A 26773-nucleotide genomic window follows, 5' to 3' on the forward strand; every position below is an offset into this window, starting at 1 on the left:
ACAATGTCCCAAACAAATGGTTTCAAATCGATTGCTGTCGTTCGGGAGATTGAATCACCGGAAAATCCGGGTGGATTGGAACGACGTGTTTCGGTTGTGCCACAGGACATAAAGGCGCTAATTGCTGCCGGTGCACAGGTATTTGTGGAGACAGGCGCCGGTCTTGGCGTTGATTTTGCCGACCAGGAATATGTGGATGCTGGTGCAACAATCCAGTCGTCCGCGGGGATCTATAAAAACAAAGACTTGATCATCAAGTTCAAAGGACCATCCCTTAGGAGCATTGAAGAAATGCGCACTGGGTGCACCCTGCTCTGCATGGCCCATTTCGGATCGTTCCCTGATCGTGCGAAATTGCTAGAGGCTCACAAGATTAATGTCATCGCGATGGAAGAAATTGTTGAATCGCCTAAAGTGGAGAGCGATCAATCTATCCGCTCCCGCATGGCGATGGTCGCTGCGCTTCAACCGTTTTTGAACAGCAACACAATTGGCGGATTAGACATACGCATTGTCGGATGGTCAGATCGCACCCTTGCGGCGATCAGACGTGCCGGCAACCGAGACCCGAGGTCGCTTCGTGTGTTGCAACCCGACATTAATGTCGATGATGCAGACGTTCGCGGCGAAAGTGCCCTCTATTTTATCGATACATCAACATTGGACAATCCCGACTTGGTTGCGCACCTCGAATCTACCGGCTCGCACGTATTTGACCTAGCGGAATTTGAAGAAAAACATGGCGCTAGGGTAATTGAAGAGTGGCGCGCAGCCCACCCGCCATTGCCCTTTGGGCTTCGTCGCATCCAATGTCTTCACCAAACGGGTCAAGCTGGTGCGCGATATGGCCTTAAATTGCTCAGCCAAAACAAGCCCGGCCTCGACATAAAGAAAGCCAAAGCACTCGTTCTTGGATATGGCAATGTCGCACAAGGCGCTATGCGCGAAATGTCTGATCAAGGTGTCGAAGAAATTGATGTTTTGGGCCAAACCCATACTAAGTCTGGGCGTATTGAATATTGGCTTAATGATGTTGACCTCATCATTAATGGGGCAGATCAACCTGCCCATTTGCGTGGCAGGAATTATTTGATCACAAATGATCATCTGAAGGACAACATTCCCAACGGCTCGGTTGTGATTGATTTAGTTGGTGGAAGCCCCACAAATCGCTCGCCGGTGGAACCTGTGCTTTCCTGCACATTTCTGGACGAGCCGCATTTCGTCCAGGACAAAGTCACGGTTTCCGCCCTATGGGGTTGGCCAATGCTTGGGATGATGCGTGAAACCGCGATCATTTATTCCGGGCAAATTGTTGATGTGCTCACGGGTTCAGAAAACTTAATTGGCGGCTTGGCCGACTTAGCACCTGGCGTGGAACGTGCTTTGGTCTGCGGCCCGCACAACGTGTAGTTAAGTGTTAGATTTATAATTACTCTGCACATTCTGAGATGGTTTTAGGCCGTTCGCAAAACCACCTTAAACAGGTCACCAATCCAGGCAAAGAGTCTAGGCAGCGACATCATCAATAGATTGCAGTATGAGCTGTCTGAATTGATTTTTGTCGGAGGGCGCAAATAAGAGTGTGATGAACTCGCTCATCGTATTTTCGTCAATCCAGCCGCTTTCGCGCAGACTTGTGCCCATCTTTTGAGAAATCGCGTCGTTTACTGAACGACAAACAAGTGAAACCACACGCCGGTCCGCCGGCAATGACCGTTTCACGCGGAAGATTGTCTTAGCGAAGATTTCTCTGATTTCTTCGGAACTGGAAATCATTACCGGTGAAAGCGATCTGCCACTTTTCATTACAAGTCGCTTGTAACTACTGAATAATTGTTCGCGCAGATCAGTGTTCACCTTGTTGTTCAAAAACTCTGCAAACCCTTGGATCAGGGCACGCTTCCATTCTTTGTTTTGAAATTTGTGGGTGTTCGCTAAGTCTTTGATAACATCACTGCAAAACGCGCCAACGACAAATGTCAAAACCTTGTTTGCGTCAATCGAGGGAAATTGAGCGTCGCTTCTTAAAGAAGCACAGGTCTGATATCCCTCTTGGTAAATCGGAAACAAATCTTCAGAATCCATGACAAGCTGGAAGACATGATCAACATCTTCTTCCGATAGCTGGCCACCATTTAACCCACATTTTTCACGAAGAGCAGCGCGAAGCACAAGTGAAACATTGTTCCCCACATGACTGCATAGGTTCGGTCCAGGGAAGAAATTCGGTTCTGGTGCGTTTGCAGGCTTATCTGTTGCAGGTTTCATTTCAATCGACCTAGTATTTGTCAAAACATAAATATCGCGACAACTTTCGTGCAATCCAATTGTACTAGAGAAACAAAACCGAATTGTTAATTAATCGACTTCACCCGGGCGGTCCATTATGCACAAACGCATCAGTGATTGCTGCGAGCCATCGGACGTTGGCTGCACCCAAAGCGATTTCGCTGCCTACCGCTGCCCGCAAAATGAATTCCCACCAACTTGGTTGAACAAACATAGGCAAGATGCAAACTTGCTCACCTAAACTTACCAACGAGTCGGATGCCAATAAATGTTGGATAAATTAAGAGCGCCCAACTTAGCAGAAATCGGCCCCGGCCTTCTTTTGTGTGGGCTAATCGCCTTGGCGGCTCAATTCTTGTCAGAACATTATGGTGCGCCTGCGATGCTGATGGCCCTTTTGCTCGGCCTTGCGGCTCACCCCATTGTGGACGAGAAATCTAAGGCGAACGCGGGTATTTCATTTTCCGCCAGGACTGTTCTTCAGCTGGCGGTTGCCCTTCTTGGTGCCCGCATCAGTTTTGAAATCTTCGCCGAACTCGGATTTGAAGTTTTGGTGTTGATTGTCGCAGCTCTGGTCGCAACAATGCTTGTTTCGTTCGCCTTTGCCCGCATTTTGGGGCGAGGTTGGCAGCTTGCCATTCTAACCGGCGGTGCCGTTTCAATCTGTGGCGCTTCCGCGGCACTTGCCATTTCAGCCATTTTACCCCGCAACGAGTTCACCGATCGAAATCTAAGTTTTACTGTTTTTGGCGTGACGCTGCTGAGTACCCTCGCAATGATTGCATACCCCATAATCATCGACTTTCTAGGTATGTCCGACCATGAGGCTGGCATTTTCCTTGGTGGCACCATCCATGATGTCGCGCAGGTTGTCGGTGCGGGATTCTCTATCTCAGAAACGACGGGCGATAGTGCAACAACAGTTAAACTGATGCGTGTCTCATTGTTGGCGCCAGTCGTGCTTGTGCTGGGCGTCGCAATGGGCCAGCTAAATCTGCGTGAGCAAAAGTCTGGCAAAAGACCACCGCTCATTCCCAGTTTCGTTGTTGGATTTGTCGTCTTGGTGGTCATAAACTCTTTCGGCCTGTTACCAGAAATAGTTCAAACATTTTTTGTCGCAACTTCGCGTTGGGCGATGATCGTCGCGATTGCGGCAGTAGGCGTAAAAACTGAACTTCGCCGCCTTGCCGAAATCCCTTATCAATCCATCATCTTGATTTGTTTGCAAACCGCCTTCATCGCCGCATTTATCTATGCTGGCATTCGCACACTGGCCTGAGTTCAAACCCTTCAAAAAATTCCGATCCGATCAGACTATCGAGTGGTACTGCTAATTAGGTCGTGAATTAACGACAATCTACGACGCTCCGCTGATTGGACTTTTCCAATCCGTCATATGCCGACAGAACGCTGGGAATGGCCTCCTCACAGAATTCGCTTGTCGTACGGCGAATAGACCTGAGACAGGTGTGGCGGTTTCTTTCTCCTAGACACAAATCCCTAAATTGATCTTCGCAGACAATTTTCCACTAAATCATCAAAAATTGGTCCGGCATTTCATAACAAATCTCGAAATTGACGACAGCAATCTCACATTCAAATCACGTTGAGATCACGCACTATATGCCAATCAGTCATTCAATGGGTCGGCAAACATCAAAATTCGTCGGCTAAGTATTTATACTTATTTGGAGGAATTGTGATGAATGAATTGAGAGCGCAATTTGACGAATTGCTCGCCGTCGAGAAATTCAAAGAAGCAGAAGACCTTTTAAGAGAGTCAATCGAGGAGATTCCCGAAGCTGAGAGGAGAAATCCTTTCTCATCGACAATTCGCCTTAACGCCCACAAATTGGCTGATGAGCTCCACGGTGAAAAGGTTCAAGAAGCATTTTTGATCAATGCTGCCAATTCAATGGCGCGGGCGCTGCGAAATGCCCGCTACCGATTCAAGATCGCAACAGGGTTCAACGGCATGAAAATTGTCGAAGAAGGGGATAGTTGGCATCAATACCCCGTAATCTTGGATGATGTTATCGATAATGTGTCGCGCGAGTATGCCGTTTATTCGTTGAGTGGTGCCGGCGACACATTAGATGAAATGGCGAATATCGCCGAATACAAATCAGCAATTAAGAACGAAAACCCTGATATCTTCATGCTGTCGGCTGGGGGCAATGATGTGTTGGGCAATGGTGCGTTTGTTCAGCTTCTTCGCGACTACTATGAAGGCGCAACACCGCGACAATTATTGGACGTCGATCTGCTGGGAGACATTCTTGACCGCGTGAAAAGAAAATATGCGCAGATATTCGACGGCGCATTGAAAATTAAACCAGATTTGCAGATCTATACACACGGATATGACTTTGTGCATCCACGCGAGGATGGAAAGTGGCTCGGATCGCCGTTACAGCAAAAGAACATTCCGTTTGAAACGGGTCGAAATATCATCAAAATTATTCTAGGTGAATTCAACCGGGAATTGGCATCACTGGCTGCAACATATGGCGGTTCCGTACACCATGTAAATCTGCTTGAAAAAGTAGATTTGGGTCCGCAAAGTTGGCACGATGAAATTCATCCCAAAAATGCTGGTTTTGAACGTGCCGCTGACGAAATCATGGCGACCCTCAGAAAACCAAAGAATGAGTCGACCACACCGCACTGGATGAATGATAGAACAGCTGAAACCACTTTCCCGCCCGGCGCCAACGAAGCAACGGCCACAGCTATGGCCAGTTTATTTAAACACAGCTTTCGGGAGTCTCATCTACCGCGACAACAGGTTTCCCTGAACACTTTTTTGTCTGATCTTCATGCAGAATATGACAATGCTGAAAAACAGTTCCACAACCGATATCGCGAGGAACTACAGCACAATTCCGCATATAATCGCACATTGGCAGAATTAGATGAGTTACTTCAAGCGCTCGGGGAGCCTGAACCGGCAGAGCGAATTATCAATCGCCAAGACTATCATGTTCTTGGCAGTGAAGCCTTTAATGAGCGTATTATTGGCGGCAACAATCTCGACGAATTCTTGATGTTATCTCGCGGTGTTGATGCTGGCGGATCCGTCGGCAAAATCTTCATCCGCGACCATGTACATGGAAAGCACGGTTCTGGAACAGGTTTCTTGGTTGGACCGCAATTGTTGTTAACCAACAACCATGTGTTGTGGAACAGACAAGTTGCCGGCGATAGTTTTGTCGCGTTCCGGTATGAATTAGACCAAAATGGTTTGCCGCGCGAACCAGTATTTTTCCGTCTGACCGGCGACGTCTACTTAACCCTGCCAGAACTTGACTACAGCTTAGTCAGCGTCGAGCAAATATCGGTGGATGGCAACATTGATATTAGTGTTTTTGGCAATATTCCGATGCTGCCAAAGTCGGGCAAAGCTTTGAAGCACGAATTTGTTAGTATTATCCAACACCCAAACGGTGACTATAAGAAGGTGGCTTTGCGTGAAAACAGAGTTATCGGGCCCAAAAATGACTTCCTCTATTATGTCACCGACACCGATCCCGGCTCATCTGGTTCGCCAGCGTTTAATGAGCTCTGGCAGGTTGCCGCACTGCATCACCAAGCCATTCCAGATCCTGAGCGTCCCGGCAAGTTTATTGCCAACCGCGGTGTTCGAATTAGCTCGATCTTCGACAATGTTCGTTCAAGAGCGGACAGCGGTGATCATGACGCAAAAATTGCCATTCAACGTATTCAGCAAGGCTTGCGCGGCTCTATGGAGATCAGCCTAGAGCAGAAAAGACACACGACAACGCAGGAGAGTGCGACGCGGTCTGATGGCATTTCAGAGAGCGTTGCTAGTACCTGGACCTCCAGGACAGCGAGAGCCGCACTCTCTGATGATGGTTTCAAGTTGATTGTTGATCATGAGACCGGCGGGAAAGCATATTACGAGAGCATTATTAAGCAGGCACCGACTTGGCCGGGCGGGAAATCGGGCGTAACCATTGGATGTGGATATGATCTCGCTCATCATTCTGTGCAGGAGTTTACAGCCGATTGGAAGGACCATCTATCGCAGTCCAATTTCGAACGACTGAAGGTTACCCTTGGGAAGTCAGGACAGGCAGCCAAGGTCGCAACGGCAACGGTCGACGACATCACCACCCCGTGGGATATTGCGCTGGCTGTTTATAACGACCGCACCTTGCCCAAATATGTAGAGCTTACTTTCAATAGTTTGCCAAACCTCCAAGATTTGCACGCGCATTGCGTAAGCGCATTGGTCAGTTTGGTATTCAACAGGGGTGCACCGTTCCGACGACCTGACCCTCGCTTTGAGGAAATGAGAGCCATCTTGGCCGCAATGGAAGGCCGACATTTCAATGAGATACCCGACCATTTCCGTGCCATGAAACGGATTTGGGCTGACCAGGGATTGAACGGTCTGTTGCGCAGGCGCGATGATGAAGCAGCGCTGTTTCAACGCGGACTTGATGCCATGGCAAGCGGTGACGTGGAAGGTGAAATTGGCGAAGACACAACTGAACTCGACGAATCTGAAAGTTATGGAGAGTTTAGTGACACAGAGGGCGAAATTGCGGCGCCATCCAAGCCAGTATTTGAAGCCGCGATGCCGCAATTGCATGCAGAAGATGCACGCTGGGTGGCCGCCAGCAAAAACGCTCCTGATCAATGGCATTTGCCTGCCGAAACCTCAGACAACACATTTGAATTGAACTCTGACCTAATCCGCACCGCAATTGCGGCCGGACATTTCGCGCCTGACACCGGCAATCACGCCAAGATCATTTTATCATTGCGGGGGTGTTTGATCAAAAATGGGGACTCCCAGATCGAAGATGCGTCATCAGTACGTTTGCAGGCTGTGAGCCCCGACCACGAACGTTTTCGCTGCATGATTGGCGTGTTTGACACAGCGTCAGATAGTATCTCCCTATACACGGGATCAACAGTGCCACGTCGTACGGGCATGCTGCGCTACTACAATTACAAAAACTTTGGCGGTGCGGCACGCATGTGCAACTTGCTGCCAACTGGGGTCTATGAGAATTGCGTTGGAACGCACCATGGGAGTTCAGGGCCAGTTGAATTTGTATTGCGGCTTGGACATGGACCACAACCAAATAGCAAGGGCAAAGCAACCGTCCTAAGGACGAGCAACGATTTGGTTTATGGGACCCAAGACCTTTGGGATGAAACGAAACCGGCCGACAACATTCACCCGGCTTTCTTATCAAACAGTTTTTCATCTCTAGGCTGTCTCACGCTTCGTGGATATCAACGACCAAATGGCTCCTACAAAACAGCACGTAGAGAATGGGCGGCATTTCAGCGAAAAGCCGGTTTTCACGGTGAAAACTACGGGACGCGCTATGACAATCTCCTTTTAACGGGCCATGAACTGGCCAGCATTGCTTCCCCCAATAGTGAATTCGACTTGCTGGAATGCCTAAGACATGGCTCACAAGGTGACCGAGTTCGGATGTTACAAGATCAACTGGGCATCTCGGTCGATGGGGTTTTTGGCGCACACACACGCAAGGCCTTGGCAATATGTCAGCTTGAAAAACTAGGTTTTGCAACGGGGTCTTGGACGCGTTCAATGGCCGGTTTGCTTAACATGCGTTTCTGAACACTGAACGGCTTAAAGCAGGTGGCCGATACCAAACTGTCGGCCACCTCCAGCCAAAAACACTCAAACGTTTGAGGGAGATTATTATGAGACTATTGTTTTTCATCCTATTTATGCTTGCCGCGATGCCAAACATATTCGCATGTGACGAGAAAATACGAGTTCTGGTTCCAACGTCAATTAGCCACTCACCAGATTTCGATTTTGTGCGCGAAGCGGTTATTGCGACCAATGATGAAACTGGGGAGGCATGCATTGAGTTCGCAACTGAAATCTACAATTACTCAGCCCAAACAATCTCCGCTGTTGAAAACGGGGACGCAGAAGCAGCACTGATTTCGCTCCCGACTTTTGCCCAAAAAGAACCAAAATATTGGCAGCTTGTGCAGGGCTACCGGTTCTCATCTGCAGATGAGTATCATGCAGCCTCAGAAAACATTCGAGCCGAAGAAGATACAAATTCGGCACTCAACTTAATTGGAATTGCTACAGGGAGGCCACTTTTTCCAATTTTTGAAGACAGAACCTTTGAAAACAGCTCTGAATTCTCCAATCATTTTGGTGTCGTTTCTGAATTCGATATGAACGCGAGCCAAGTCGGTAATGCGACGCTGAGCACACCAGCAAACTTTCGCAGTTTTGCATTTGTGGCAAACACCGAGACTTATATGTCGATGGATGATGGAGTTCGAGAAGAACTGCAAGTTGCTTTAGACACCATCGAAGGCAAGCTGACCGTCAATTCAGACGGTTTGGCATCCCGATTTATTGATCAGGCCAGGGATGCTGGGTTCCGGACATTCACTCTTGAACCTCAACATCGACAGGAATTGTTGGCTGGAACCAGTGAAATTATCGACCGCGGATTGAATATTCCGACGCCATGGATACAGCAATGCACCAGCGGTAGTTGCGCATGCGCGGGATCGAACTTTTGTTCGGCAGATTGCTGCGAAAACTAGGAGAATTGAATGACCAAAAATAGTGGAGAATTTCAGGATCCAAAAACTTCGAATGGCTTTGTCAGATTTCTAGATTTTTTCGCAAAACATAAAGACGGCATAACAAGTATAATTGCAGTTTTGGTTCTAATTGTCGGCACGTTTCAGTACTTCGAATACCGTGTTGACCTCAGAATTTCATCTGCTGAGGAAATGCTGAAAAGGAGAGAGACTAAGATTTTCGTAGATGCGCGAACCACCTTGATAAAAAAGTGGATTGAAACTGAAGAATTGAGAGATGACTTTGCAACGACAGAGATTTACACAGACGAGTTGATAGATAAGATCTCAAAAGAAATATTTATTGATGAAGCCTACCGTCAAGCAATCTTTCACATCTCCGCTTATTATCAGAATGTCGCTGGATGTACTGTTGATGGAATTTGTGACGCGCCTGTGACGTGCACGTCAATTGCCGGTGAAATTCAAGATTACTTGGATGTGAACAAGGGCTACTTTGCCTTTGCGCGTTCCGTTCGCGACGAAGATGCGGTTTCGCTTTTCCTGTCTCTGCCCGAATTTGTTACATATTGCGGAGCAGACTTAGGGACCTTGATGTTCTCGCGCCATGACCGAAGTTTCCTCTGTCAAACAGGCTTGTACCTTTATCGCATGACCGGGTTCGCCTGGTTGGGTAACAAAAGTTGCTCGCCCATTGAATCGAGCTACGGTCATGACATAATCAATGCAGCGGACAAAATTCAAGGTAGACGACCAACGGCGCTGCAATGACCGTTTCCCCGCACTTGGGTTTGCCAATTTAGTCTGATGGAGGACCTCTGGTGCCCCATCAATAGTTGGCAATCTCGAGCTACTGTCAGATAGGCGACCCAACCGGTAAGCAACCGAATTATTGCCCCTGCCCCAAACGACATCACCATGCGATCCTGTAACTGGCGCTCGCGTAATTTCGACGATACCTAAAACAATGTTTCGCCTGCAACTGGGCAAGCAGGCATGCATGCATAACTTAAAAAGCCACAACGAACTTCAATCGACAATTGACCGTATTTGCTGTCATCCACTCCACTACATATCTGTCAAATGTGAAATCACATGCGAAGCAGAATTGGCTCAGGTCCCCTTTGTCTGGTTCTGTTGAACCGTACACCACCCATCGTCACTGCCGTTCCCAAGTTTTGGTATGATCAAAATGTGATTTTTGCTTACTGCACTGTAATCGTTGCAATGCAGGAAGATGACTTCAACAGTCTTTGGCATTTGAAATAAAAATGCTAGTGAGATGCAAGGGGCAAATTTGGGTGTAAGGCAAGATTTATAATGTGTTCTGCCGATTTAATTGATTTGATAACTGCACAAAGGCTGAAGAAAGCCAAAGCACTATTGTTTTACTTAGCATGTACTGCAGACCAGCCACATCGTACTGAACGGATAGTTGATCTGTTGTGGCGGCATGTGCCGCAGAAGCAGGCTGGCGCATCGTTTCGCCAAACCGTAAGACAAATCCGGTTGACATTTATGGATGCGCGTAAGATTGCCATTCAGACGGGGTCTGGGCAGGTAATGCTGACTTTGTCTGGAAATATGGATCTACTAAGCGATCTGGCTCACAAGGTTCGACCAGAATTTTGGACAGTTGAAAACTGCAAAATGGTACGTCTTTGCCTTGCCCAAATGGATATGTTGCTTGGCATCAGTAGTTCACTGGACAGTTGGCTGAATATCCAGAAAAATCGGTTTCAATCTGAGTTACGCGAGACTTTAGACGCTTCATTTTCGAGCGAGGGCAATACAGATCAGGCGGTGGAAAGAGCCGAGTTTGCGGTAGAAATAGAACCCGCAAACGAACGTGCGGTGCGCTTTTTGATGCAGCATTTTTGGCAGATGCATGCGCCAACGCGTGCTGTCGAGATATATAATACACTTTATCACTATTTAGATAAAACCTACGATCAAGAACCAGATTCTGAGACACAGTCGCTCGTGGCTGCCATCAAAATGGATCCGGAACGGCAAACTCAACCAACGTGGCAGCAGGACATTCGCCCCAAGCTGACGGTCTCAATTGACCCAACGTCGTTCCCAAGTGACAGCGTGCAAGACAAAAGCTTCCTGAATGTGCTGGCGTCTGACTTTCGGCGTCGCCTAAGTCGATTTCGTGAATGGCAGGTGTTGGATAAGCAAATGTCTGAGACCGCCTATTTGGTTTTGGGCCTTCAACTGCTACCTATAGCAGGCGTAAAGACCTTGCACGTTGAGGTCACCCGGCCAGCTACGGGGGAATTGGTTTGGTCCGACGTGATCAAGTCACCTACTGAAGGTTGGGACAACAAGGTACACCCAGTTCTCATGAACATCGCTCGAGCGTTGTCAGTCGAGGTCGCAGACCGCTCCGCGGTCAGCCCGGTTGCCGACAATTATGACTATTGGTTACGCTCTCAAGCCTTGTTGGATGCTTGGTCCCCTGACACAGAATCCGAAGCGCTACGCATGTTGCGGCAGGTAACAAAGGACGCACCAAAATTCGGCCCTGCTCATGCAGAACTCGCAGGCGCGTTGAACGTCCGGCACGTCTTGTTACCAGGCACAAATCAGACCGAAGACGTTAAGCAAATGGCACTTCACCACGCCATCGAGGCAGTGACGATTGATCCGCTTGATACGCGTGCCCATAGGGTTTTAGCTTGGTGTTATTCCCACAAACATGAGTTTGAGTTGTCCGAATTTCATTTTGAACAGGCGCTCGATTTAAATCAAAACAACCCTTTAACACTTGCATCGGCTGCACTTGGGTTTGCATTCAACAATCGACTTGAACGTGCTGCCGATCTGGGAATGCGCGTTAGGGACCAAAAAGAAGGAATGGAGCCGTTTCACAAGATTTACTTGGCTGCAACTGGCTATTTATGCGGGGATTACCAGCTAGCTGAGCGTTTCTGCGCAGATGGTGACGGGCTGATGACAACCGTAGGGGGCTGGCATACTGCCGCACTTTGGCAACTGGGCGACGTCAATGGCGCCATTTCTCGGTTCGCGAGATACAAGCTGGAAATTCAACCGACGTGGCAGGGAAAGACAGAGTTTGGAACACAGTCATTGATCGACTGGTTTGTTTCCATCTTCCCCCTCCGGGAGGAAAGCGTGCGCAACGACCTGCGTGATATTTTGCAGGCCGTCGCTGTTCTTGAAAATCGCTAGCGGCACATATTGGTGCCGTAAATGCCAACTGCTCGGTGATAAGCGCGCTTTGGGTTGTCCAATATTTTGTTGAACTCGTTGTTAGGGTCGGATTTGTCGCCCTTATATACGTAAGTTTTTTTATGAATCCATTGCTGGGCGTGTGTCTGCAAAGCTTGCAAAATGTCTGGAGACCAGCCTTGTAAATGCGAGCCGTCAAAATCGTCAAGAAGTTTGCTAACCTCTGACCGCAGATGGACAAACATTAGGTATTTGTCAAAGTCATAGCTTAGAGGCGGAAGATTTTTGCTCGTCAACTTCTCTGCACGTTTCTCACCTTCTTTCAACGTGCCATCTACCGGAATTGCGAGAAGTCTTTTATTCGTGTCGTTCGAGCCAGAATGTTTAGCTCTTTCTTCAAACATGATGTCGAGTGTAGTGCCCTGTAGAATTGCAGCTATTTCTTTATTGTCTAGATCTTGTGGCTTCGGCTTTTCTTCCACTGTCAACGCGTGTTTGGCAATAATTTCGCAGTCTTTTTCGAGAACGCTCGATCGTGTCGTGTCTTCAGAAAGCGCCACCATCATACGGCCAATGGTCTCAACGTTAATTGGACCGTCTCTAACAATTTTCTGTAGTATTGGATTGGCACTCGTTTCCGCCATCATTGTTCCAGCTGGTACATGGATGTCGGTCAGTGCGAAGATCGTACCTTTGCCATTTTCGTCAAATTTTATGGTGTTCAGTTCTTCACCGACTTCAATGCCGAATATTATATAGTTTGCGTTTGTCATTTCGTTTGCTCCAATTGGCTTAAGTTTATGAGTTCCAACATTGATTCTGGATTCGCGAGGTTCAATTTGCTTAAATCCAATGGTTTAGCCATCTTCAGCTCAGGGAATTCAACTCTCCGTATTGTTTGTTCAACGGCGCCTCGCAGCAGGACGCTGCCGAGCGGTCCAAAACTTCCTTCGTGCCCATGCAAAAGCGCTTCCACTTTCAACGGTTCATAAAGAGGGGCACTGTTTAAATCTCCAAGCACGACCCCTCGCATATGACCGTATGTATTTATAAATTCCTGATGCAATGCGTCCGCGTCTTTCGGCGGATCAATGCTGGTACTAATCGTCAACCAGTTTTGCAGGATCTCACATATACTCTCATCTATCAGCCTTGGGGCTTTGACATCTTTTGCCGAATTGAGATCGTGTTGAGTGATCATTTGACCGAGAAACTCAAACGCTCCTGCTAAACTTGGAGAAATTCCGGAAACTGGCGCAGAAATGCCTTCTTCATGGTTTTTCGTTTCGCCTAAAAAGAAATTCCAGTCGATTTGCCAATCAAGTTCAGCAGTACTTTCATCAAAACCGGTCGGCATTAATTGATGCAATGTGCGGTTATCTTTGTGCTCCGGGCGTAATCTATAGTCGTCCAAAGGCAGACAGTGAAATGCGCGAAAAACAGCAAACAACAAAGTAACTTCTGGCACCTTCGGTAATTGTTCGTGCTCCATTTCTAATATGTCATTCAGGACGAAACGCGGTAACAAGTCATTACGAATTATGTTGTGCCAAACCTTTACACAGTGCTGTCGAGACACCTTGTAGGCATCGTCCAAACCAACGCCTTTGGTGTCTAAATCATCCATTATGTTGTTGTGGAAATGCATCCACGCGACGGTCAGTTCATGCAGCATGAGCGTGTCGCGATTGCGCTTGTCATAAAGACAGCGTATCTGGATGTCGTCGAACTCGAGGAACCTTGTGGTTCTGGACACCTTGCCTAAATGAAACTTCTTGGTCGTTTGGTCATAAACATGGTTCAGGAGATCCGGTCCCGGTCCGAAAACGGTTTCAAGCGTCAACGGATTTTCAATAAGATTGTAACGGACGGGTCTAGGATCAGAAGATCCACCAGCCATTACATCCTTAGGAATATCCAGGCTCTTTATGGGTCCGGGCGGTAAGGGCACATGTATAAAAAAACTACTCGGTTCATCGCAAACTTCTTCTTTGTTTGCATAGACGACCTGCTCCAGCGGAGCGCTGTGGCCCATATCATGGCCAACCAACTGCGCCAGATAAGTATAACCAGATGGAATTTTGGCAACCTTGCGCATGCACGTTTTTCGCCAGTTCCTATTTGCTTCAAATGCTTTAATCGCAGGTAGGCGATTTATCCCCTGCTCTGCTCCACATTGAGTTGTCATATCCGATTTCTCCCCCTTATATGTTTGTTTTCAACACCTTAAGTAATTCCAGAGTTACATTCAGCCCCCAGCTCCACTGCCGTAAAACGGCAAATCATCTTTGTTCATGTTCCTTCCCCCTTTTGGTTGGCAGTGCACTACTGGCAGAATTGGGTGGGTGTCATATTGAACACCGCCCAGAAATTCTTCGACCTTCGTGAAGTCTGCACTCGATAATGAATTTGGTGTTTCCTTCACGCTACCTTTGGACAACAGATGCAATGCCTTGGTGCCGATCCGATCATTTTCATATGTTGTTCGTTCTACAAATCCCGGCAGAACCGGAGCGCCTTCCGCTGCGGCCTGCAGATCGACGAGACGCATTTCCATCAACAGCATTTCTCGCATTGCTTTTTTTGCGGCTTCCACCGCATCAAATGACACGCCAAAGCCAAGAATTGGACCTGTTCCAGATTGTTCAATGCCTAGCGAAATGAAGGCGAATTCACCGACGGCGGAGGGGAGAATCCAAAGACGGTTGTTCCGTTTTCGGATGCCGCCTTCGCGGATGCGGGACATCCAATTGTCCAGTTGGTTTGCGCGAAGCCAAGAAGCATCAATTTCGCGTGCGACAAAGTCCCCCTGCCACCATTGCACCAGGCGTTTACGCTCGAGTGCTTCCAGAAGCGCCCGAAGTTGCGCCTTGGACATATTTGGGTCAGCGGCGATTCCATCTGTGGCGACATCAAATCTCATTGATGCACCACGCAAAAATTCTATCTCGGCGGTTTCGCCCAATAGTCGCGCTACGGCTCCCATTTGAGTTTCCGCTGCCCCGCTTGCAGCTTGACCGTCTTTTGTTATTGCTTGATAGACACTGAATTCTGGCGCAAACTTTTGCGGTCGATCGTCATGTTGTTCCCAACTATTGCGAAGCCGTTTCACGAGTTCATTTGGCCAATTCATGCTGGAGCTCCACTCTTCATAAAATGACGACACGACATTCTGATCTAGTTTGAGCTCAGAATGAACTCCTAAGCAAACTGGAAGGCCGCTGAGCTGTGTGCTCTGGCTAATTTGGCCATCTGTTGAAGCTGGGCTACGCATGGATCCAAAACCCAAATGACTTAAATCGACTTTGCAGCCACCAACGAGTGTTTGGGACTTTTGCAGTATAATTTCGAGTTCCAGCTTGACTCATGACCGGGCGTAAAACGTCATTACCGTTGCGTGCTGCAAAAAGTTGGCCATGTTCGGGCACAACAATGGCAATATGGCCAGAACGGTTTTCATCTTTCCGCTTCGCAACAATGAGTGCTGCGGCACCCGAATTGGCGGCGTTTTGCAGCTCGTTAGGCGAAAATACGCGCCGCCACCCAAAGCCGCCGCCGAAAGTTTCAAGCCAGTCATGTAGGGCGTTTGCGTTGAGCTCTCTAACGGTATTTGCGTACAGAATGGGAGGGATCGCCCCTTTTTCAATCATCGCCAGGGCCGTTTCTTTCCACCAAACGCGCGGCAGGAAAGCACCCATGCGGGCACAGAAATCATGGGCGTAAATGTTGCAATAAGTCGAAGAACCCTTTGGTAGATAACGTGAGTGACGGAAGTGCGCCGGATCGAGGTATCGGATTATGGCAATGATGTGCGCCGGATCGACTGCGTCCCTTTCTGGCATGGCGTGTTCGTCTAGCGGATGTGCGCGACCCCAATCGTGAGTTCTGAGATCGCCTTTTGGAGATAATCCGCAAGGCGGAACCTCGCTTATTGTGGCGGGAATGTCATGCTCAAGTTCGGACCGTTTTGTCAAAAACTTGGCGTGCAGGTATCCTGTCGCCTCCCCCCCAGCAATGGTTGCTCGAGTTAGCCACCAAATTGGATTATCCGCATGTTCCTTGATCTTTAACACACGTGTTCCGGCCGGAAGAACGGCCTTCACATGTGCTGGTTTGATGCCAACTCGAAGGTTCAGCATTGCAGCTTTTTCTGGGTCTACCATCCAATTGGTCAAAAACACTTCCTCTAAAACTTAGCAGTTGGCCAATATTTAGCTTTTGACTGTGATCTCGATGTGATTTGGGCGTTGGGAAGCTACCGCGACGCAGTAAGCCTCAGTTCTATTCGAATAAAGAAATGCCCGCGCCGATCTTGAAGTGCTACATGTTCTGCAAGCAAACAAAGGAAAATGTGCGATTGCAAAGCGGACAATAACAGACTTCGGAAATGCCTTGCTGAAGTGTGAGGGTTTATGACTACCGTGGGGTATAGGAATGCTGGGGCCGCAGCCGACCCCAGCAGAGTATTGCTAGTCGTAACAAAGGACAGCGATGTATCCGTGTGCGTTTTCTTGGCGGGTCAGTATTTCGTTGAATCCAGCGGCAGTGCAAATCGGCTTAAAGAAACCTTCCCAGTATTCTGGTTTGGCGTAGTTGGACTTCAAGGTGAACACCATCGGTGGCTTCCGCTCAGAGGCGATTGCGATGCGCTCTAGTTGTTTTTCGATCGATTTAAAAATTCCGACCGACTTCTGGTGAGAGGCAATGCCTTGAGACGCGGCCTTCGCGTCCAGTTCCGTCGTGTCGAAGCCACGCGTGCCTGGCAGGCCATGAATATCCCAACAGAGTTTTGGATATATGGCACAGATCTCAGCCAACCATTCAGGTAATTCGTCTATGAAGTGATTTCTGACACCTAAAAATTGCGATCGACCCGCAAGCGCTGGTGTAGTGGTGTATGGACCCCAAGGGTCGTCGAGCGTCCACGGTTTGACTTTTTTCCAAACGATACCAAGGCAAACTTCTTGAGAGTACTTCTTGAAACACTCTGCCATTGCTTCCAAGGCAAGTTTTTTCTTTGCGTCGTCGAGTTTCACCTTGAAATCTAACAAGTCTTTTTTCTGGGCCGCACACTTGCCCAAATCGACATATGGTGTTTCCGGGCAAATTTCCTTGCATGGGTCGCAACTTATAATGTCGACGAGCGAGGTTTCGCTCGTTGTTTCTGCTTCTTGGGCAAAAACGTTTGTTCCAATAGTCATGGTCAGTGCTGCCATAATCGGCAAAATGAGTTTCATTTTTAGTTCCTCCTTCGTTTAACGGAGCGAACTTAGACAGGCGGCAGTGATCCTAGCGTGATTTTTAGTGAATACCGGGAACTCGTCAGCGACCGGGTTGGGTTTAGCATTATTCATTTGGCGCTGACCCACGTAACCAACTCGTTTGTTGCTGGATTGCCAGCCAATTTAGTCAAAGATGTAAAATGCCCACCACGTCTACAATATTAGATTTGTCAGTGCTGGTGCAAAATGAGACTCGGCGGACGCCGCTGCTGCACCGGCGGCAACGACAAAATCTCCGGATGTGCCAACAAGCAACTGTTCGCCCCCACGCTGACGGTTCAACGGGTCAAGGAACGGTTTGCTTCTTTCAATCAGTAGGTCAAGAAATGGCTTTGGGACGGTGCCGCCAACAATTATGACTTCGGGATCAATAATCATATCAAGCGTGTTAACCAATTGCTTCAGACGTGGCGTTGCTTTGTCAATCCACTCTAACAAAGCCTCGTCACGCCGTGCGATCAGGTCACCAATCTTGTCGTTGAGCAGCTCATCATCAACCTGCAGGTCCAAATCACGACACAATGCGTCTATCGACAAATAGCGTTCAAGGCATCCGTTTTTACCACAAGAACACCTCAAGCCATCAGGTTCGATGACGATATGTCCGACTTCACCGGCGATCTCTGAACTGCCCGTGAACTTGTTTCCATTCAAGATTAGTCCAGCGCCAAGCCCTATGCCGAACTGCAGAAACACAAATGTATCAAACGGCGACCCTTTGCCATGTAAATGTTCGCCGATCGCCCCTGCAGTCGCATCGTTCTCAACGATGAATGGCAGACCTATTTCGGCAGATAGTTTTTTGACGTTTTCTTTGGTGCCCACCTGCTGGAAGTTAGCTAAATCGTCTGAGCGAATGTTTGTTTCGTTAAACGGGCCCGGGGCAGCGATACCGACACCAACAAGTTTTTTTGCTTCTGATGGTCTCAGGGCAACAAATTCATCAAATACAGATTTGATGAGCCGATTCGCATCGGAAACATCCCAGTTTTCCAGGCGTTGAAACCGTTGCCAAATCACATCGCCTGTAAGGTCACAAACAACAGCCCGCAATGACAATCGGTCTACATGGATGCCTACATTGTAGGCCCCTTTTGGGGCCAGTACAATTTTCTTTCCCGGATGTCCACGACCAGAGATCTCACCGTCAATTAGTTCAACTAATTCAGCAGCTTCCAGCTCAGCGACAATGTATTGAATCGTTTGCCGAGACAATGACGTTACCGTCGCAATTTCGGTTTTCGAAATCGGCGCTTGGGTGCGGATAACCTCAATGACTACGCGTAGATTGTGAGACTTTGTCCGGCTTGGGTTTGTACCTGATGTTCGTAGTTTTGTTTTTCTCAACTGCCATGTCCATAAAATATCACAGGCTCCTCGTAGCCGAAATTGAAATGCTCGTCTATTTTGTAAAATCATTTGACAAAATATATTTCGGCGTTATTTTGCCAATGGAAATTAGTGAGGAGAGGAAATAATCATGAAAAAAACCGTACTTTTGGCAGCTGCTTCTGTTTTGGCAATGAGCGCATCGGGCGCCTTTGCCGATACTGAGCTCAATGCGCTCTTTATGAGCCAAGCCGCTTATAGCGAGCAAAACATCAAAGACATGACTGCCGAGTTCGAAGCAGCGAACCCTGGCGTTACCGTCAATATGGAGTTTGTGCCCTACGAAGCATTGCACGACAAAATCGTCGCTTCTGTTGGTGCCGGTGACAATGGCTATGACGTCGTGTTGTTCGATGTAATTTGGCCAGCAGAATTCGCAGTACGTGGCTTCTTGTCAGATTTGTCTGAACGCTTTCCGGCAGACATGGACGATCAAATCTTTGATGGTGCTTGGACAACAGTTGAATATAAGGGCGCGAAATTCGGCATGCCTTGGATCCTTGATACCAAGTACATGTTCTATAACACAGAGATCTTAGACAAAGCTGGCATCGAAAATCCACCCACCACTTGGGATGAATTGTTAGTTCAAGCCCAGATCATCAAAGATAAAGGCTTGGTCGAGCATCCGTTGGTTTGGAGCTGGTCACAGTCAGAAGCGATGATTTGTGATTACACCACGATCTCGTCAGCATTTGGTGGCGCGTTCTTTAACAATGACGATCCTAAATCACCTGCCTTTAACGAAGGTGGTTCGCTTAAAGCCGTTGAATATATGGCAGGATCGCTCAAAAGCGGTCTGACCAACCCAGCATCAACCGAATATTTTGAAGAAGATGTTCGTCGTGTGTTTTCAAATGGCGATGCAGCATTCGCGTTGAACTGGACCTACATGAACTCTCTGGTGAACGATCCAAACGAAAGCTCTGTAGCGGGTAAAGTTGGTGTTGTGCCAGGTCTTGGTGTTGACGGCGTATCAACTGCATCAGCCGTGAATGGTTCCATGGGTCTTGGTATTCCAGTGAATAGCCCTCATGCCAACGAAGCTTGGTCATATATTTCACACCTAACCAACAAATCGGTTCAGGAAAAATATGCGACGCTTAGCCTTCCCGTTTGGAAAGCGTCTTACACAGAAGCCGCTGTTGTTGATGGTCAAGAAGACCTCGTTTCGGCTGCAACTGATGCAATCGCTGTTATGTCACCACGTCCATTGGTGAAGTCTTACACTGAGATCTCTGGCATTCTACAGTCTCAGATCCATGGTGCACTTTTGGGCCAAACCGACGCAAAATCCGCATTGGATGAAGCCGCAGCACGTGTAAAAGCTGTAAGATAAATAAATATAAGGGGGAGGAACAATTATGTCCGGCATCGGAAAAAAGCATGAAAAATGGCTTCTATTGGCGCCTACCGTCATTGTCCTCCTCCTTATTACTGCAATACCGTTTGTTCAGACATTTTTCGCAAGTTTTACTGACGCGGAGATTAGTTATTCAACCGTTGGACCAAACTGGATTGGCTTTGAAAACTACGTTTACGCCTTAACAGATCCCTATTTCCGCGCAGCCCTTGGGCGTACGCTTTATTTCACGCTCGTTTCGGTTGGTGCGGAGGCAATAATCGGCGTCGGCGCGGCCATGTTGCTCAACCAAAGCTTTCGCGGCCGAAACATTATGCGCGCATTGATCATCTTACCATGGGCAGTGCCGACCATCGTCAATGCGTTGGCGTGGCGTTTGATCTATCATCCCGACTATGGCGCGCTAAACTCGATGTTGTTTCAGCTCGGGTTTATTGGTGAATATCGAAGCTGGTTGGGCGACCCTGCCCTCGCGCTGAACATGGTCGTTCTTGCGGACGTTTGGAAAAACTTCCCGCTTATCGCCTATGTCGCTCTGGCTGCATTGCAAACCATCCCATCAGATCTCCACAAAGCGGCCTCTATTGAAGGCGCAGGCGCTTGGAAAAGATTTAGATCGATCACATTGCCCTGGATTTTGGGACCACTTTCGGTCGTCTTAATCTTGCGTACCATTGAAGCGTTCCGCGTGTTTGACATCATCTATGTGATGACAAGAGGCGGACCCGTGGACAGCACAAAAACAGCAAGTTTCTTTGTTTATCAGGAATATTTCAACTATCTGCGCACCGGCAGTGGCTCTTCCTATGCGGTGCTGGTTGCGGCGGTCAGCGCGGTTTTGATTGCGATTTACTATAAAGGCGTTCGTGCTCAATCGGAGGGTCGCTAAGATGAATAAGAAATTCTTGCATAGCTGCTTTCTTTATGGCGCGTCGATTGCGCTGGCATTCTTTACACTTGCGCCGCTTATCTGGCTGTTGATCATGAGCATCTCCAGCCCGCAGGACCTAACGACAGTGCCACTAAACTGGATGCCGTCCGAAATCGATTTCTCGCGCTACGTGGTATTGTTTGATTGGGAAAATGGCAGTGGCCAACGTTTTCTAATGGCGTTGCGCAACTCGATTTTAACAGCAGGTGGCGCGACATTGGTTGCTCTTGCTTTGGCAATTCCTGCCGCTTATGCCTTTTCCCGGCGCCAGGCACCTATGTCGCTTTTGTTTCTATTCCTAGCAACAATTATGATGCCGCCCATTACCTATGTTTTGCCCTTGTACCAAGTGTTTGGCAGTTTCGGTTTGTTGAACAATATCATCACCCTGTTGGCGGTTTATTGCGCTTTGCTCTTGCCCTTCGCAGTGTGGTTGATGAAGTCGAACTTTGATGTGTTGCCTGTTGAAATCGAACAAGCCGCGTTTATTGAAGGGGCATCGACCCAATTCACATTGCGGCGAGTTGTTCTGCCATTGGTTGCCCCGGCAATCGTTGCGACAGCTATGCTTTCATTTTTGGTTGCGTGGGACGAGTTTTTCTACGCCCTCATTTTTACCAGCGATTTATCGTCTAAGACTTTGCCCATCGCCATTGCAGATTTTGCCGCGGGGCGCGTCACAGACTATGGCGTCATCGCAGCCGTGGGCGTACTTGCCACATTACCACCCGCCTTTCTTGCGGTGTTTTTCCAACGTTTTATCGTCTCTGGTCTTGTTGCCGGCAGTGTTAAAGGCTGACCCGAAATGATCTTTCCCCGCATGAGGAGAAAATAGTGTCTCATCCCATCTTATCTGTACAATCCATTTGCAAGGATTATGGCGACCTCAAAATTCTGCAGGACATCAATTTCGCGATTGAGCCCGGTGATTTTCTTGTGCTTGTTGGCCCTTCTGGTTGCGGAAAATCCACCTTGCTCAGTTGTATTGGCGGCTTGACCGAACCAACATCGGGTCAAATACATATTGATGGCAAAGATATCACCCATGCGGACCCTTCCAAACGGGATATTGCAATGGTGTTTCAGTCCTATGCTTTGTTCCCCAATATGGATGTGGCCCACAATATTGGCTTTGGCCTAGAGGTCAGAAAAGTACCACAAGCGGAACAGGACCAAAAAATTGGTCAAGTGGCTGAATTGCTCAAAATCAAGCCATTGCTCAATCGTTTTCCTGCCCAACTTTCTGGCGGGCAGCGCCAACGTGTGGCGATGGGTCGAGCGCTGGTACGAGACCCTAAACTATTCCTGTTTGATGAGCCGCTATCCAATTTGGACGCCAAACTGCGCGTAACAATGCGGACCGAAATCAAGCGGTTGCACGAACGATTGGGGGCAACGATGATTTACGTTACCCACGATCAAATCGAAGCAATGACATTGGCCACCAAGATCTTGGTCATGAAAGACGGCGTCATCCAGCAAGCGGGAACGCCAAAGCAAATCTATAATCAACCTGCAAATATGTTTGTGGCTGGGTTCATGGGCGCTCCCTCCATGAATCTATGCCACGCCCAAATTCAGTGCACCAAAGAAACTGCACAGATAACGATCTCTCGGGAAGATGAAGATCCAATAGTGTTGACTGACTACACGCCCCCGTCGGGCCTCAGCCAATATGACAATAAGCAGGTGATGATCGGCTTGCGCCCTGAGGCCCTAACGGATCGAGCACCGGAAACGAAGGGTCCAGAACAAGTGGCAAACTGTTTGCTTGATGTTGTTGAACCTGCGGGCTCCGATACGTTTGCGCAAATTTTGCTGGCTGGGGCAGAAATAACTGCACGGTTGCATGGCGACATCGATGTCCGCTCAGGCGAGCGTCTGCCCATTTATTTCGATCTCACAAAGATCTCCTACTTCGATCCTGATACTGAGCAACGTATATGAGTGCGTTAAATGCACTGCTTGCTGATGTTGGCGGGACGAACACCAGATTTGGCCTTGTTTTGGAGCCAGGTGGCCAACCGGCAAAATGTGTGAAGGTGTTGAATAAGGACCACACTTCATTTGTACATGCAGCAAAGGCCTACCTGTCATCTGTCCAACGAAGTCACCCTTCTCACATTTGTCTCTCAATCGCAGCCCCCATACAGGGTAGCGTCATACCAATGACCAATTGCGACTGGGTGATTGATCTCAAGCAAGTAAAAGCTGAATTGGGATCAAACACGGCCGAAGCGATAAACGATTTTGAAGCACTCGGATTTTCGCTGCATCGCTTATCAAGTGATGTTGCCGAACATATTTCTGGTCCACAAAACCAATCAGGGGCGCGAAAAATGATCGTTGGTGCAGGCACCGGTTTCAATGCTGCAACGTCTGTTCTTTTGCCCGACGGCAAATGCTATGCATGGCCGGCCGAATGTGGCCACATTACGCTGCCCATTGAAACTGAACAGGAATGGGCATTGCGGAACTTTTTGGCTTCTAAATACACCCGAGCGTCGGTAGAACGCGTATTGTCGGGCAAGGGAATTCAGGATATCTATCTGCATGTTTGCCACCAATTGAATTTGCAGGCCAAAAATTATGACTCTGCGCAAATAACCAAGGAAGCGCTGGCCTCGACAGACATAGCCTGCCAGAAAACTGTCGAATTGGTGGTTGATATTTTCGCTCGAACGGTCGGTGATTTGGCATTGGCTAACCTACCCCTTGGTGGCATCTATTTGTATGGTGGCGTGACACGCGCGCTTTCCCCTTGGCTAAAAGAAGAAAAATTCAGAGCTGTATTTGAAGCCAAAGGTCGCCAGACGGCCCTAATGCGCGAGTTTTCGATCAACATCGTCACGGAAGACAGTATTGGCGTCGTCGGATGTGCTGCATATATTGCTGATTATTGACAAACACACTTCGCGCCGATTTAGACGCTCGCTGCAATTCGCAGTCACAAAGTTGGCAGGACGCTTGGTTTCTCAGGGAGACGCCGACACCAAGTCCCTCACCTGCGATCACCACACACGCCGACGCTGCTTTTTGGCGGCGGTCTTTGCTACTTATTTGTCTTTTTCGAAAATCCAATTGTGGTCCGGGTGGTTTTTGAATCGCCATTTTCGAAGTGGCCCGGCCATTACGTTCAGATAGTACATTTCATAACCGTAAGGTGCACCGCACGGATGGTGTCCGCGAGGAACCAAAACAACATCATGATTGGAAACAGACATTGTTTCGTCCAATGAACCATCTTCGGTCCAAACCCTTTGATGGCCGTAACCTTGCGCCGGATTGAGACGATGATAGTAAGTTTCTTCCAAATAGGTCATGTTTGGATAATCATCTTCGTCGTGTCTATGGGGCGGGTAAGATGACCAATGTCCGGATGGGGTAAACACCTCAGTGACCAGCAGGCTGTCTGCAACATCGCGGCCTTCCATCGCAATATTGTTGATATAACGCGTGTTGGTCCCTTTACCGCGTTCTTCAAGTTCAATCCCGGGCGGTCCGATGATTTGAACGTCATGCCCGGATTTTCCAGGCGCAGAACAAACAGCCAATGTGCAATCTGTCGTCGCGAGAGCACCCCAGCTCGACGCGTTGGGTACATAAACACAGTGAGGCGGCGTGCGTTCAAATACGTCCATGCGGTCGCCAAGCTCGCCGAACGCCTTATCGTCTGCGGTGATATCTGCTTTACCTTCCACCAACACGAGAATGACTTCATTTTCGCCCGTGACCTCGGCTGCACTTTGCCCGGCAGCAAGTCGATAAAGACTAAATCCGACATAATCCCAACCTGCCGTCGCGGGGGTTATCTCGTGAACTTTGCCTTCAGTACCAATTGGATTGCGCAAAAGATTGGTCACAGTTTTCCTCATTTTTTTCCCGAACCGGTACCGCCAAAATCCCCGAATTCAAGCAGTACCAGTGTGGGAGACATTATACAATTTTAGCCAAACAGTTCTTTAAATCGACCGATGCACTCACGAAATCCGGCCTCGAAGTCTCCGTCACCGGGGTGATAGACGCTTTCCAATGAAATCACACCATCGTAATCATCCGCGCGTAAGGCATTTGCTATGGGTTGGAACAACGGCGCCAGCTGACCTTCGCCCATTCTTTTGACCGTAAGAGTTGCGCGTGGGGTGTCCACCAACACGTCTTTGATGTGGACATGACCCAAATAGCCATCACGAATTTCGTTATAACCATCAGGATAGGCCAACTCGTGGCACCAACAATTATTCGCTGAATCCCACAAGACTTTCAGTGTGTCTTTGGCATCAAGATCATCAATCAATTTGCGGGCCGTATAGTTGGAATTGACCATCGTTCCATTGCCCGTTTCAACAACCAGCGTTAGTCCGCGTTCCTTGGCCAATTCGACGGCTGGGGCAATCAACGGTAGTGTTTTGTCCCACGCGCCATTCGCAACATTCCATTTTTCCGCACCGCCACGACCCCAAAGAATTTGCTCTTTCTTATTGGTCATAATGCGCACCAATGGAGAGCCGACAATATCTGCCATATCCATTACGCGTTTAAGGGCGTCCATATGTCGGGTGTGCAAATCGTCACCAGGAACGTTGTCTGTTGTCATTCCAGCAAAAACATGACGCGACAAGCATGATACAGGTTTACCTCTATCCCGCAGCAATGTGTCGATATCTTTTATCTCTTGGGCGGTATGGTCGCCAACTTCAGTATTCCCAACAAATTGCAGTTCCGCATATTCGAGGTCAAACTCGTCCATAACGTTTACAGCATGGGCTAATTCGCGGCTGATGCCGTCACAAATCACACCAAGTTTCATCTTCTTTGTTCCTTCCTAGCGGTGCAGTTCAGCGCCGACAATTTCTTCCATAACGCGGGTGCAAATCCAGTTGTCTCCATGGGGATACTTCGCTTTGCCCTGTTGGAATATTTGCATTGCTGTTGAAGCCATAAACATGGACACACCCAACTCTTCGGCCATATCAAGCGAAATTGTGAGATCTTTGTGCATGGTGCCGATGCCTGAACCCGTACCTTCAAACTTGCGATCAATAATGTTTTCTAACGCGCCATTGGCGACGCCGCAGCTGGCGCCCGATGTCGAAAACACGTCGAAAAGAGTTTGGCCCGACACCCCTGCTTTCGCCGCCAGAGATGCGGCTTCAAAGGTCGCACCAAATATTGATCCGATTAGGGTTTGTAAGCATGATTTCATAACTTGGCCGTCACCTGCCCGCTCACCCACACGATGGATAGTTTTTGACACCGCTTCCATGACCGGTTTGTACTCGTCAAGAACCGCAGAGGCCGCAGCCGCCATCATTGTAAGCGTTCCGCCTTGCGCGCCGGGAAAACCTCCGGACACTGGCGTGTCGATCAGATGGATACCTGATCCCTCCATGGCCAGAGCAATGTCTCGGACTTCCGAGGGTTTGATGGTTGCAGTCAACAATACTGCGCCGCCTTTGGGCATGCGGCTGATGAGACCGTCATCACCAAGAATAACCGCTTTCGCCTGATCACCATTCATGACCATAACAAAGACAGCATCCGAATTTTGCGCCACCTCAGTTACTGATTTGACGCATTCGCCCCCCATGTCCGCTAAAGCAGACATACGAGCGTCGCTCAGATCAAATCCGCTGACTTCAAAGCCACTTTTGATGAGATTTTTGGCCAAACCGCTGCCCATATCGCCTAAACCTACGACGCCTGCTCGTTTCATGTTTCTCTCCTGTC

General features: G+C 48.5%; 21 protein-coding genes. 11 read left to right on the forward strand and 10 right to left on the reverse strand.

Annotated features, from left to right (window positions below; all coding sequences use genetic code 11):
• Positions 1-3: 3 nt before the first annotated feature.
• Complete coding sequence (locus AC2D8L_RS05880) at positions 4-1413, forward strand: hypothetical protein (RefSeq protein ID WP_484684503.1); 1410 nt, start codon at positions 4-6, stop codon at positions 1411-1413.
• Positions 1414-1509: 96 nt separating this feature from the next.
• Here AC2D8L_RS05880 and AC2D8L_RS05885 read toward each other — a convergent pair whose 3' ends face one another.
• Entirely contained in the window at positions 1510-2271 is a 762-nt protein-coding gene (locus AC2D8L_RS05885; protein ID WP_484684504.1) for a hypothetical protein, read from the reverse strand.
• A gap of 289 nt (positions 2272-2560) precedes the next feature.
• Between AC2D8L_RS05885 and AC2D8L_RS05890 the strand changes: the two genes are divergently transcribed.
• The 5 genes from AC2D8L_RS05890 (at position 2561) to AC2D8L_RS05910 (ending at position 12078) form a co-directional block, all read left to right on the forward strand.
• Entirely contained in the window at positions 2561-3571 is a 1011-nt protein-coding gene (locus tag AC2D8L_RS05890; RefSeq protein ID WP_484684505.1) for a YeiH family protein, read from the forward strand.
• Positions 3572-3994: 423 nt separating this feature from the next.
• Positions 3995-7918, forward strand: coding sequence for a trypsin-like peptidase domain-containing protein (locus AC2D8L_RS05895; RefSeq protein ID WP_484684506.1), 3924 nt, complete (start codon positions 3995-3997; stop codon positions 7916-7918).
• A gap of 86 nt (positions 7919-8004) precedes the next feature.
• Positions 8005-8880 (forward strand): hypothetical protein, encoded by an 876-nt coding sequence (locus AC2D8L_RS05900; RefSeq protein ID WP_484684507.1) that lies wholly within the window; start codon positions 8005-8007, stop codon positions 8878-8880.
• 9 nt (positions 8881-8889) lie between these two features.
• A complete protein-coding gene (locus tag AC2D8L_RS05905) occupies positions 8890-9651 on the forward strand; it encodes a hypothetical protein (RefSeq protein WP_484684508.1) in 762 nt (253 codons plus the stop codon).
• 549 nt (positions 9652-10200) lie between these two features.
• Positions 10201-12078 (forward strand): BTAD domain-containing putative transcriptional regulator, encoded by a 1878-nt coding sequence (locus AC2D8L_RS05910; protein ID WP_484684509.1) that lies wholly within the window; start codon positions 10201-10203, stop codon positions 12076-12078.
• Here the strand turns inward: AC2D8L_RS05910 and AC2D8L_RS05915 are convergent.
• From AC2D8L_RS05915 to AC2D8L_RS05940, 6 genes are all read right to left on the reverse strand, one after another.
• Positions 12075-12851, reverse strand: coding sequence for a hypothetical protein (locus tag AC2D8L_RS05915; protein ID WP_484684510.1), 777 nt, complete (start codon positions 12849-12851; stop codon positions 12075-12077). The genes AC2D8L_RS05910 and AC2D8L_RS05915 overlap by 4 nt on opposite strands.
• Positions 12848-14266, reverse strand: coding sequence for a peroxidase family protein (locus AC2D8L_RS05920; RefSeq protein ID WP_484684511.1), 1419 nt, complete (start codon positions 14264-14266; stop codon positions 12848-12850). The genes AC2D8L_RS05915 and AC2D8L_RS05920 overlap by 4 nt, the downstream gene beginning before the upstream one ends.
• 60 nt (positions 14267-14326) lie before the next feature.
• Positions 14327-15211, reverse strand: coding sequence for a YcaO-like family protein (locus AC2D8L_RS05925; RefSeq protein ID WP_484684512.1), 885 nt, complete (start codon positions 15209-15211; stop codon positions 14327-14329).
• A gap of 133 nt (positions 15212-15344) precedes the next feature.
• Positions 15345-16253 (reverse strand): hypothetical protein, encoded by a 909-nt coding sequence (locus tag AC2D8L_RS05930; RefSeq protein ID WP_484684513.1) that lies wholly within the window; start codon positions 16251-16253, stop codon positions 15345-15347.
• A gap of 294 nt (positions 16254-16547) precedes the next feature.
• The gene (locus tag AC2D8L_RS05935; protein WP_484684514.1) at positions 16548-17315 is read right to left on the reverse strand and encodes a hypothetical protein; all 768 of its coding nucleotides are present in this window, start codon (positions 17313-17315) and stop codon (positions 16548-16550) included.
• Positions 17316-17513: 198 nt separating this feature from the next.
• A complete protein-coding gene (locus AC2D8L_RS05940) occupies positions 17514-18707 on the reverse strand; it encodes an ROK family transcriptional regulator (protein ID WP_484684515.1) in 1194 nt (397 codons plus the stop codon).
• A 133-nt stretch (positions 18708-18840) separates the two neighbouring features.
• On the opposite strand from AC2D8L_RS05940, the gene AC2D8L_RS05945 reads away from it, so the two are divergent.
• From AC2D8L_RS05945 to AC2D8L_RS05965, 5 genes are read left to right on the forward strand one after another with little or no spacing between them, the layout of a single operon-like run.
• A complete protein-coding gene (locus tag AC2D8L_RS05945; protein WP_484684516.1) occupies positions 18841-20088 on the forward strand; it encodes an extracellular solute-binding protein in 1248 nt (415 codons plus the stop codon).
• Between the two features lie 25 nt (positions 20089-20113).
• A complete protein-coding gene (locus tag AC2D8L_RS05950; protein WP_484684517.1) occupies positions 20114-21001 on the forward strand; it encodes a carbohydrate ABC transporter permease in 888 nt (295 codons plus the stop codon).
• Position 21002: 1 nt separating this feature from the next.
• The gene (locus tag AC2D8L_RS05955) at positions 21003-21842 is read left to right on the forward strand and encodes a carbohydrate ABC transporter permease (RefSeq protein WP_484684518.1); all 840 of its coding nucleotides are present in this window, start codon (positions 21003-21005) and stop codon (positions 21840-21842) included.
• Positions 21843-21877: 35 nt separating this feature from the next.
• Positions 21878-22990, forward strand: coding sequence for an ABC transporter ATP-binding protein (locus AC2D8L_RS05960; protein WP_484684519.1), 1113 nt, complete (start codon positions 21878-21880; stop codon positions 22988-22990).
• Positions 22987-23946 (forward strand): glucokinase, encoded by a 960-nt coding sequence (locus AC2D8L_RS05965; RefSeq protein WP_484684520.1) that lies wholly within the window; start codon positions 22987-22989, stop codon positions 23944-23946. Before AC2D8L_RS05960 ends, AC2D8L_RS05965 begins: the two co-directional genes overlap by 4 nt.
• Before the next feature lie 153 nt (positions 23947-24099).
• On the opposite strand, the gene iolB is transcribed toward AC2D8L_RS05965, so the two are convergent.
• The 3 genes from iolB to AC2D8L_RS05980 form a co-directional block, all read right to left on the reverse strand.
• Positions 24100-24906 carry a 5-deoxy-glucuronate isomerase gene (iolB, locus tag AC2D8L_RS05970; RefSeq protein WP_484684521.1) on the reverse strand — a complete coding sequence of 269 codons (807 nt, stop codon included), beginning with the start codon at positions 24904-24906 and terminating at the stop codon, positions 24100-24102.
• An 83-nt stretch (positions 24907-24989) separates the two neighbouring features.
• Positions 24990-25853 carry a sugar phosphate isomerase/epimerase family protein gene (locus AC2D8L_RS05975; protein ID WP_484684522.1) on the reverse strand — a complete coding sequence of 288 codons (864 nt, stop codon included), beginning with the start codon at positions 25851-25853 and terminating at the stop codon, positions 24990-24992.
• A 15-nt stretch (positions 25854-25868) separates the two neighbouring features.
• On the reverse strand, positions 25869-26759 hold the full coding sequence (locus tag AC2D8L_RS05980; RefSeq protein ID WP_484684523.1) for an NAD(P)-dependent oxidoreductase: 891 nt from the start codon (positions 26757-26759) through the stop codon (positions 25869-25871).
• Positions 26760-26773: the final 14 nt, after the last annotated feature.

Source organism: Maritalea sp. YIW29 (genome assembly GCF_057219265.1).

What these genes read in the sequence shown, in the direction of transcription:
- AC2D8L_RS05910 (WP_484684509.1), top strand. Translation starts at nt 10,201, where the DNA reads ATGTGTTCTGCCGATTTAATTGATTTGATAACTGCACAAAGGCTGAAG.
- AC2D8L_RS05900 (WP_484684507.1), top strand. Translation starts at nt 8,005, where the DNA reads ATGAGACTATTGTTTTTCATCCTATTTATGCTTGCCGCGATGCCAAAC.
- AC2D8L_RS05895 (WP_484684506.1), top strand. Translation starts at nt 3,995, where the DNA reads ATGAATGAATTGAGAGCGCAATTTGACGAATTGCTCGCCGTCGAGAAA.
- AC2D8L_RS05890 (WP_484684505.1), top strand. Translation starts at nt 2,561, where the DNA reads ATGTTGGATAAATTAAGAGCGCCCAACTTAGCAGAAATCGGCCCCGGC.
- AC2D8L_RS05950 (WP_484684517.1), top strand. Translation starts at nt 20,114, where the DNA reads ATGTCCGGCATCGGAAAAAAGCATGAAAAATGGCTTCTATTGGCGCCT.
- AC2D8L_RS05980 (WP_484684523.1), bottom strand. Translation starts at nt 26,759, where the DNA reads ATGAAACGAGCAGGCGTCGTAGGTTTAGGCGATATGGGCAGCGGTTTG.
- AC2D8L_RS05945 (WP_484684516.1), top strand. Translation starts at nt 18,841, where the DNA reads ATGAAAAAAACCGTACTTTTGGCAGCTGCTTCTGTTTTGGCAATGAGC.
- AC2D8L_RS05975 (WP_484684522.1), bottom strand. Translation starts at nt 25,853, where the DNA reads ATGAAACTTGGTGTGATTTGTGACGGCATCAGCCGCGAATTAGCCCAT.
- AC2D8L_RS05915 (WP_484684510.1), bottom strand. Translation starts at nt 12,851, where the DNA reads ATGACAAACGCAAACTATATAATATTCGGCATTGAAGTCGGTGAAGAA.
- AC2D8L_RS05885 (WP_484684504.1), bottom strand. Translation starts at nt 2,271, where the DNA reads ATGAAACCTGCAACAGATAAGCCTGCAAACGCACCAGAACCGAATTTC.
- AC2D8L_RS05925 (WP_484684512.1), bottom strand. Translation starts at nt 15,211, where the DNA reads ATGAATTGGCCAAATGAACTCGTGAAACGGCTTCGCAATAGTTGGGAA.
- AC2D8L_RS05935 (WP_484684514.1), bottom strand. Translation starts at nt 17,315, where the DNA reads ATGAAACTCATTTTGCCGATTATGGCAGCACTGACCATGACTATTGGA.
- AC2D8L_RS05905 (WP_484684508.1), top strand. Translation starts at nt 8,890, where the DNA reads ATGACCAAAAATAGTGGAGAATTTCAGGATCCAAAAACTTCGAATGGC.
- AC2D8L_RS05955 (WP_484684518.1), top strand. Translation starts at nt 21,003, where the DNA reads ATGAATAAGAAATTCTTGCATAGCTGCTTTCTTTATGGCGCGTCGATT.
- AC2D8L_RS05965 (WP_484684520.1), top strand. Translation starts at nt 22,987, where the DNA reads ATGAGTGCGTTAAATGCACTGCTTGCTGATGTTGGCGGGACGAACACC.
- AC2D8L_RS05880 (WP_484684503.1), top strand. Translation starts at nt 4, where the DNA reads ATGTCCCAAACAAATGGTTTCAAATCGATTGCTGTCGTTCGGGAGATT.
- AC2D8L_RS05920 (WP_484684511.1), bottom strand. Translation starts at nt 14,266, where the DNA reads ATGACAACTCAATGTGGAGCAGAGCAGGGGATAAATCGCCTACCTGCG.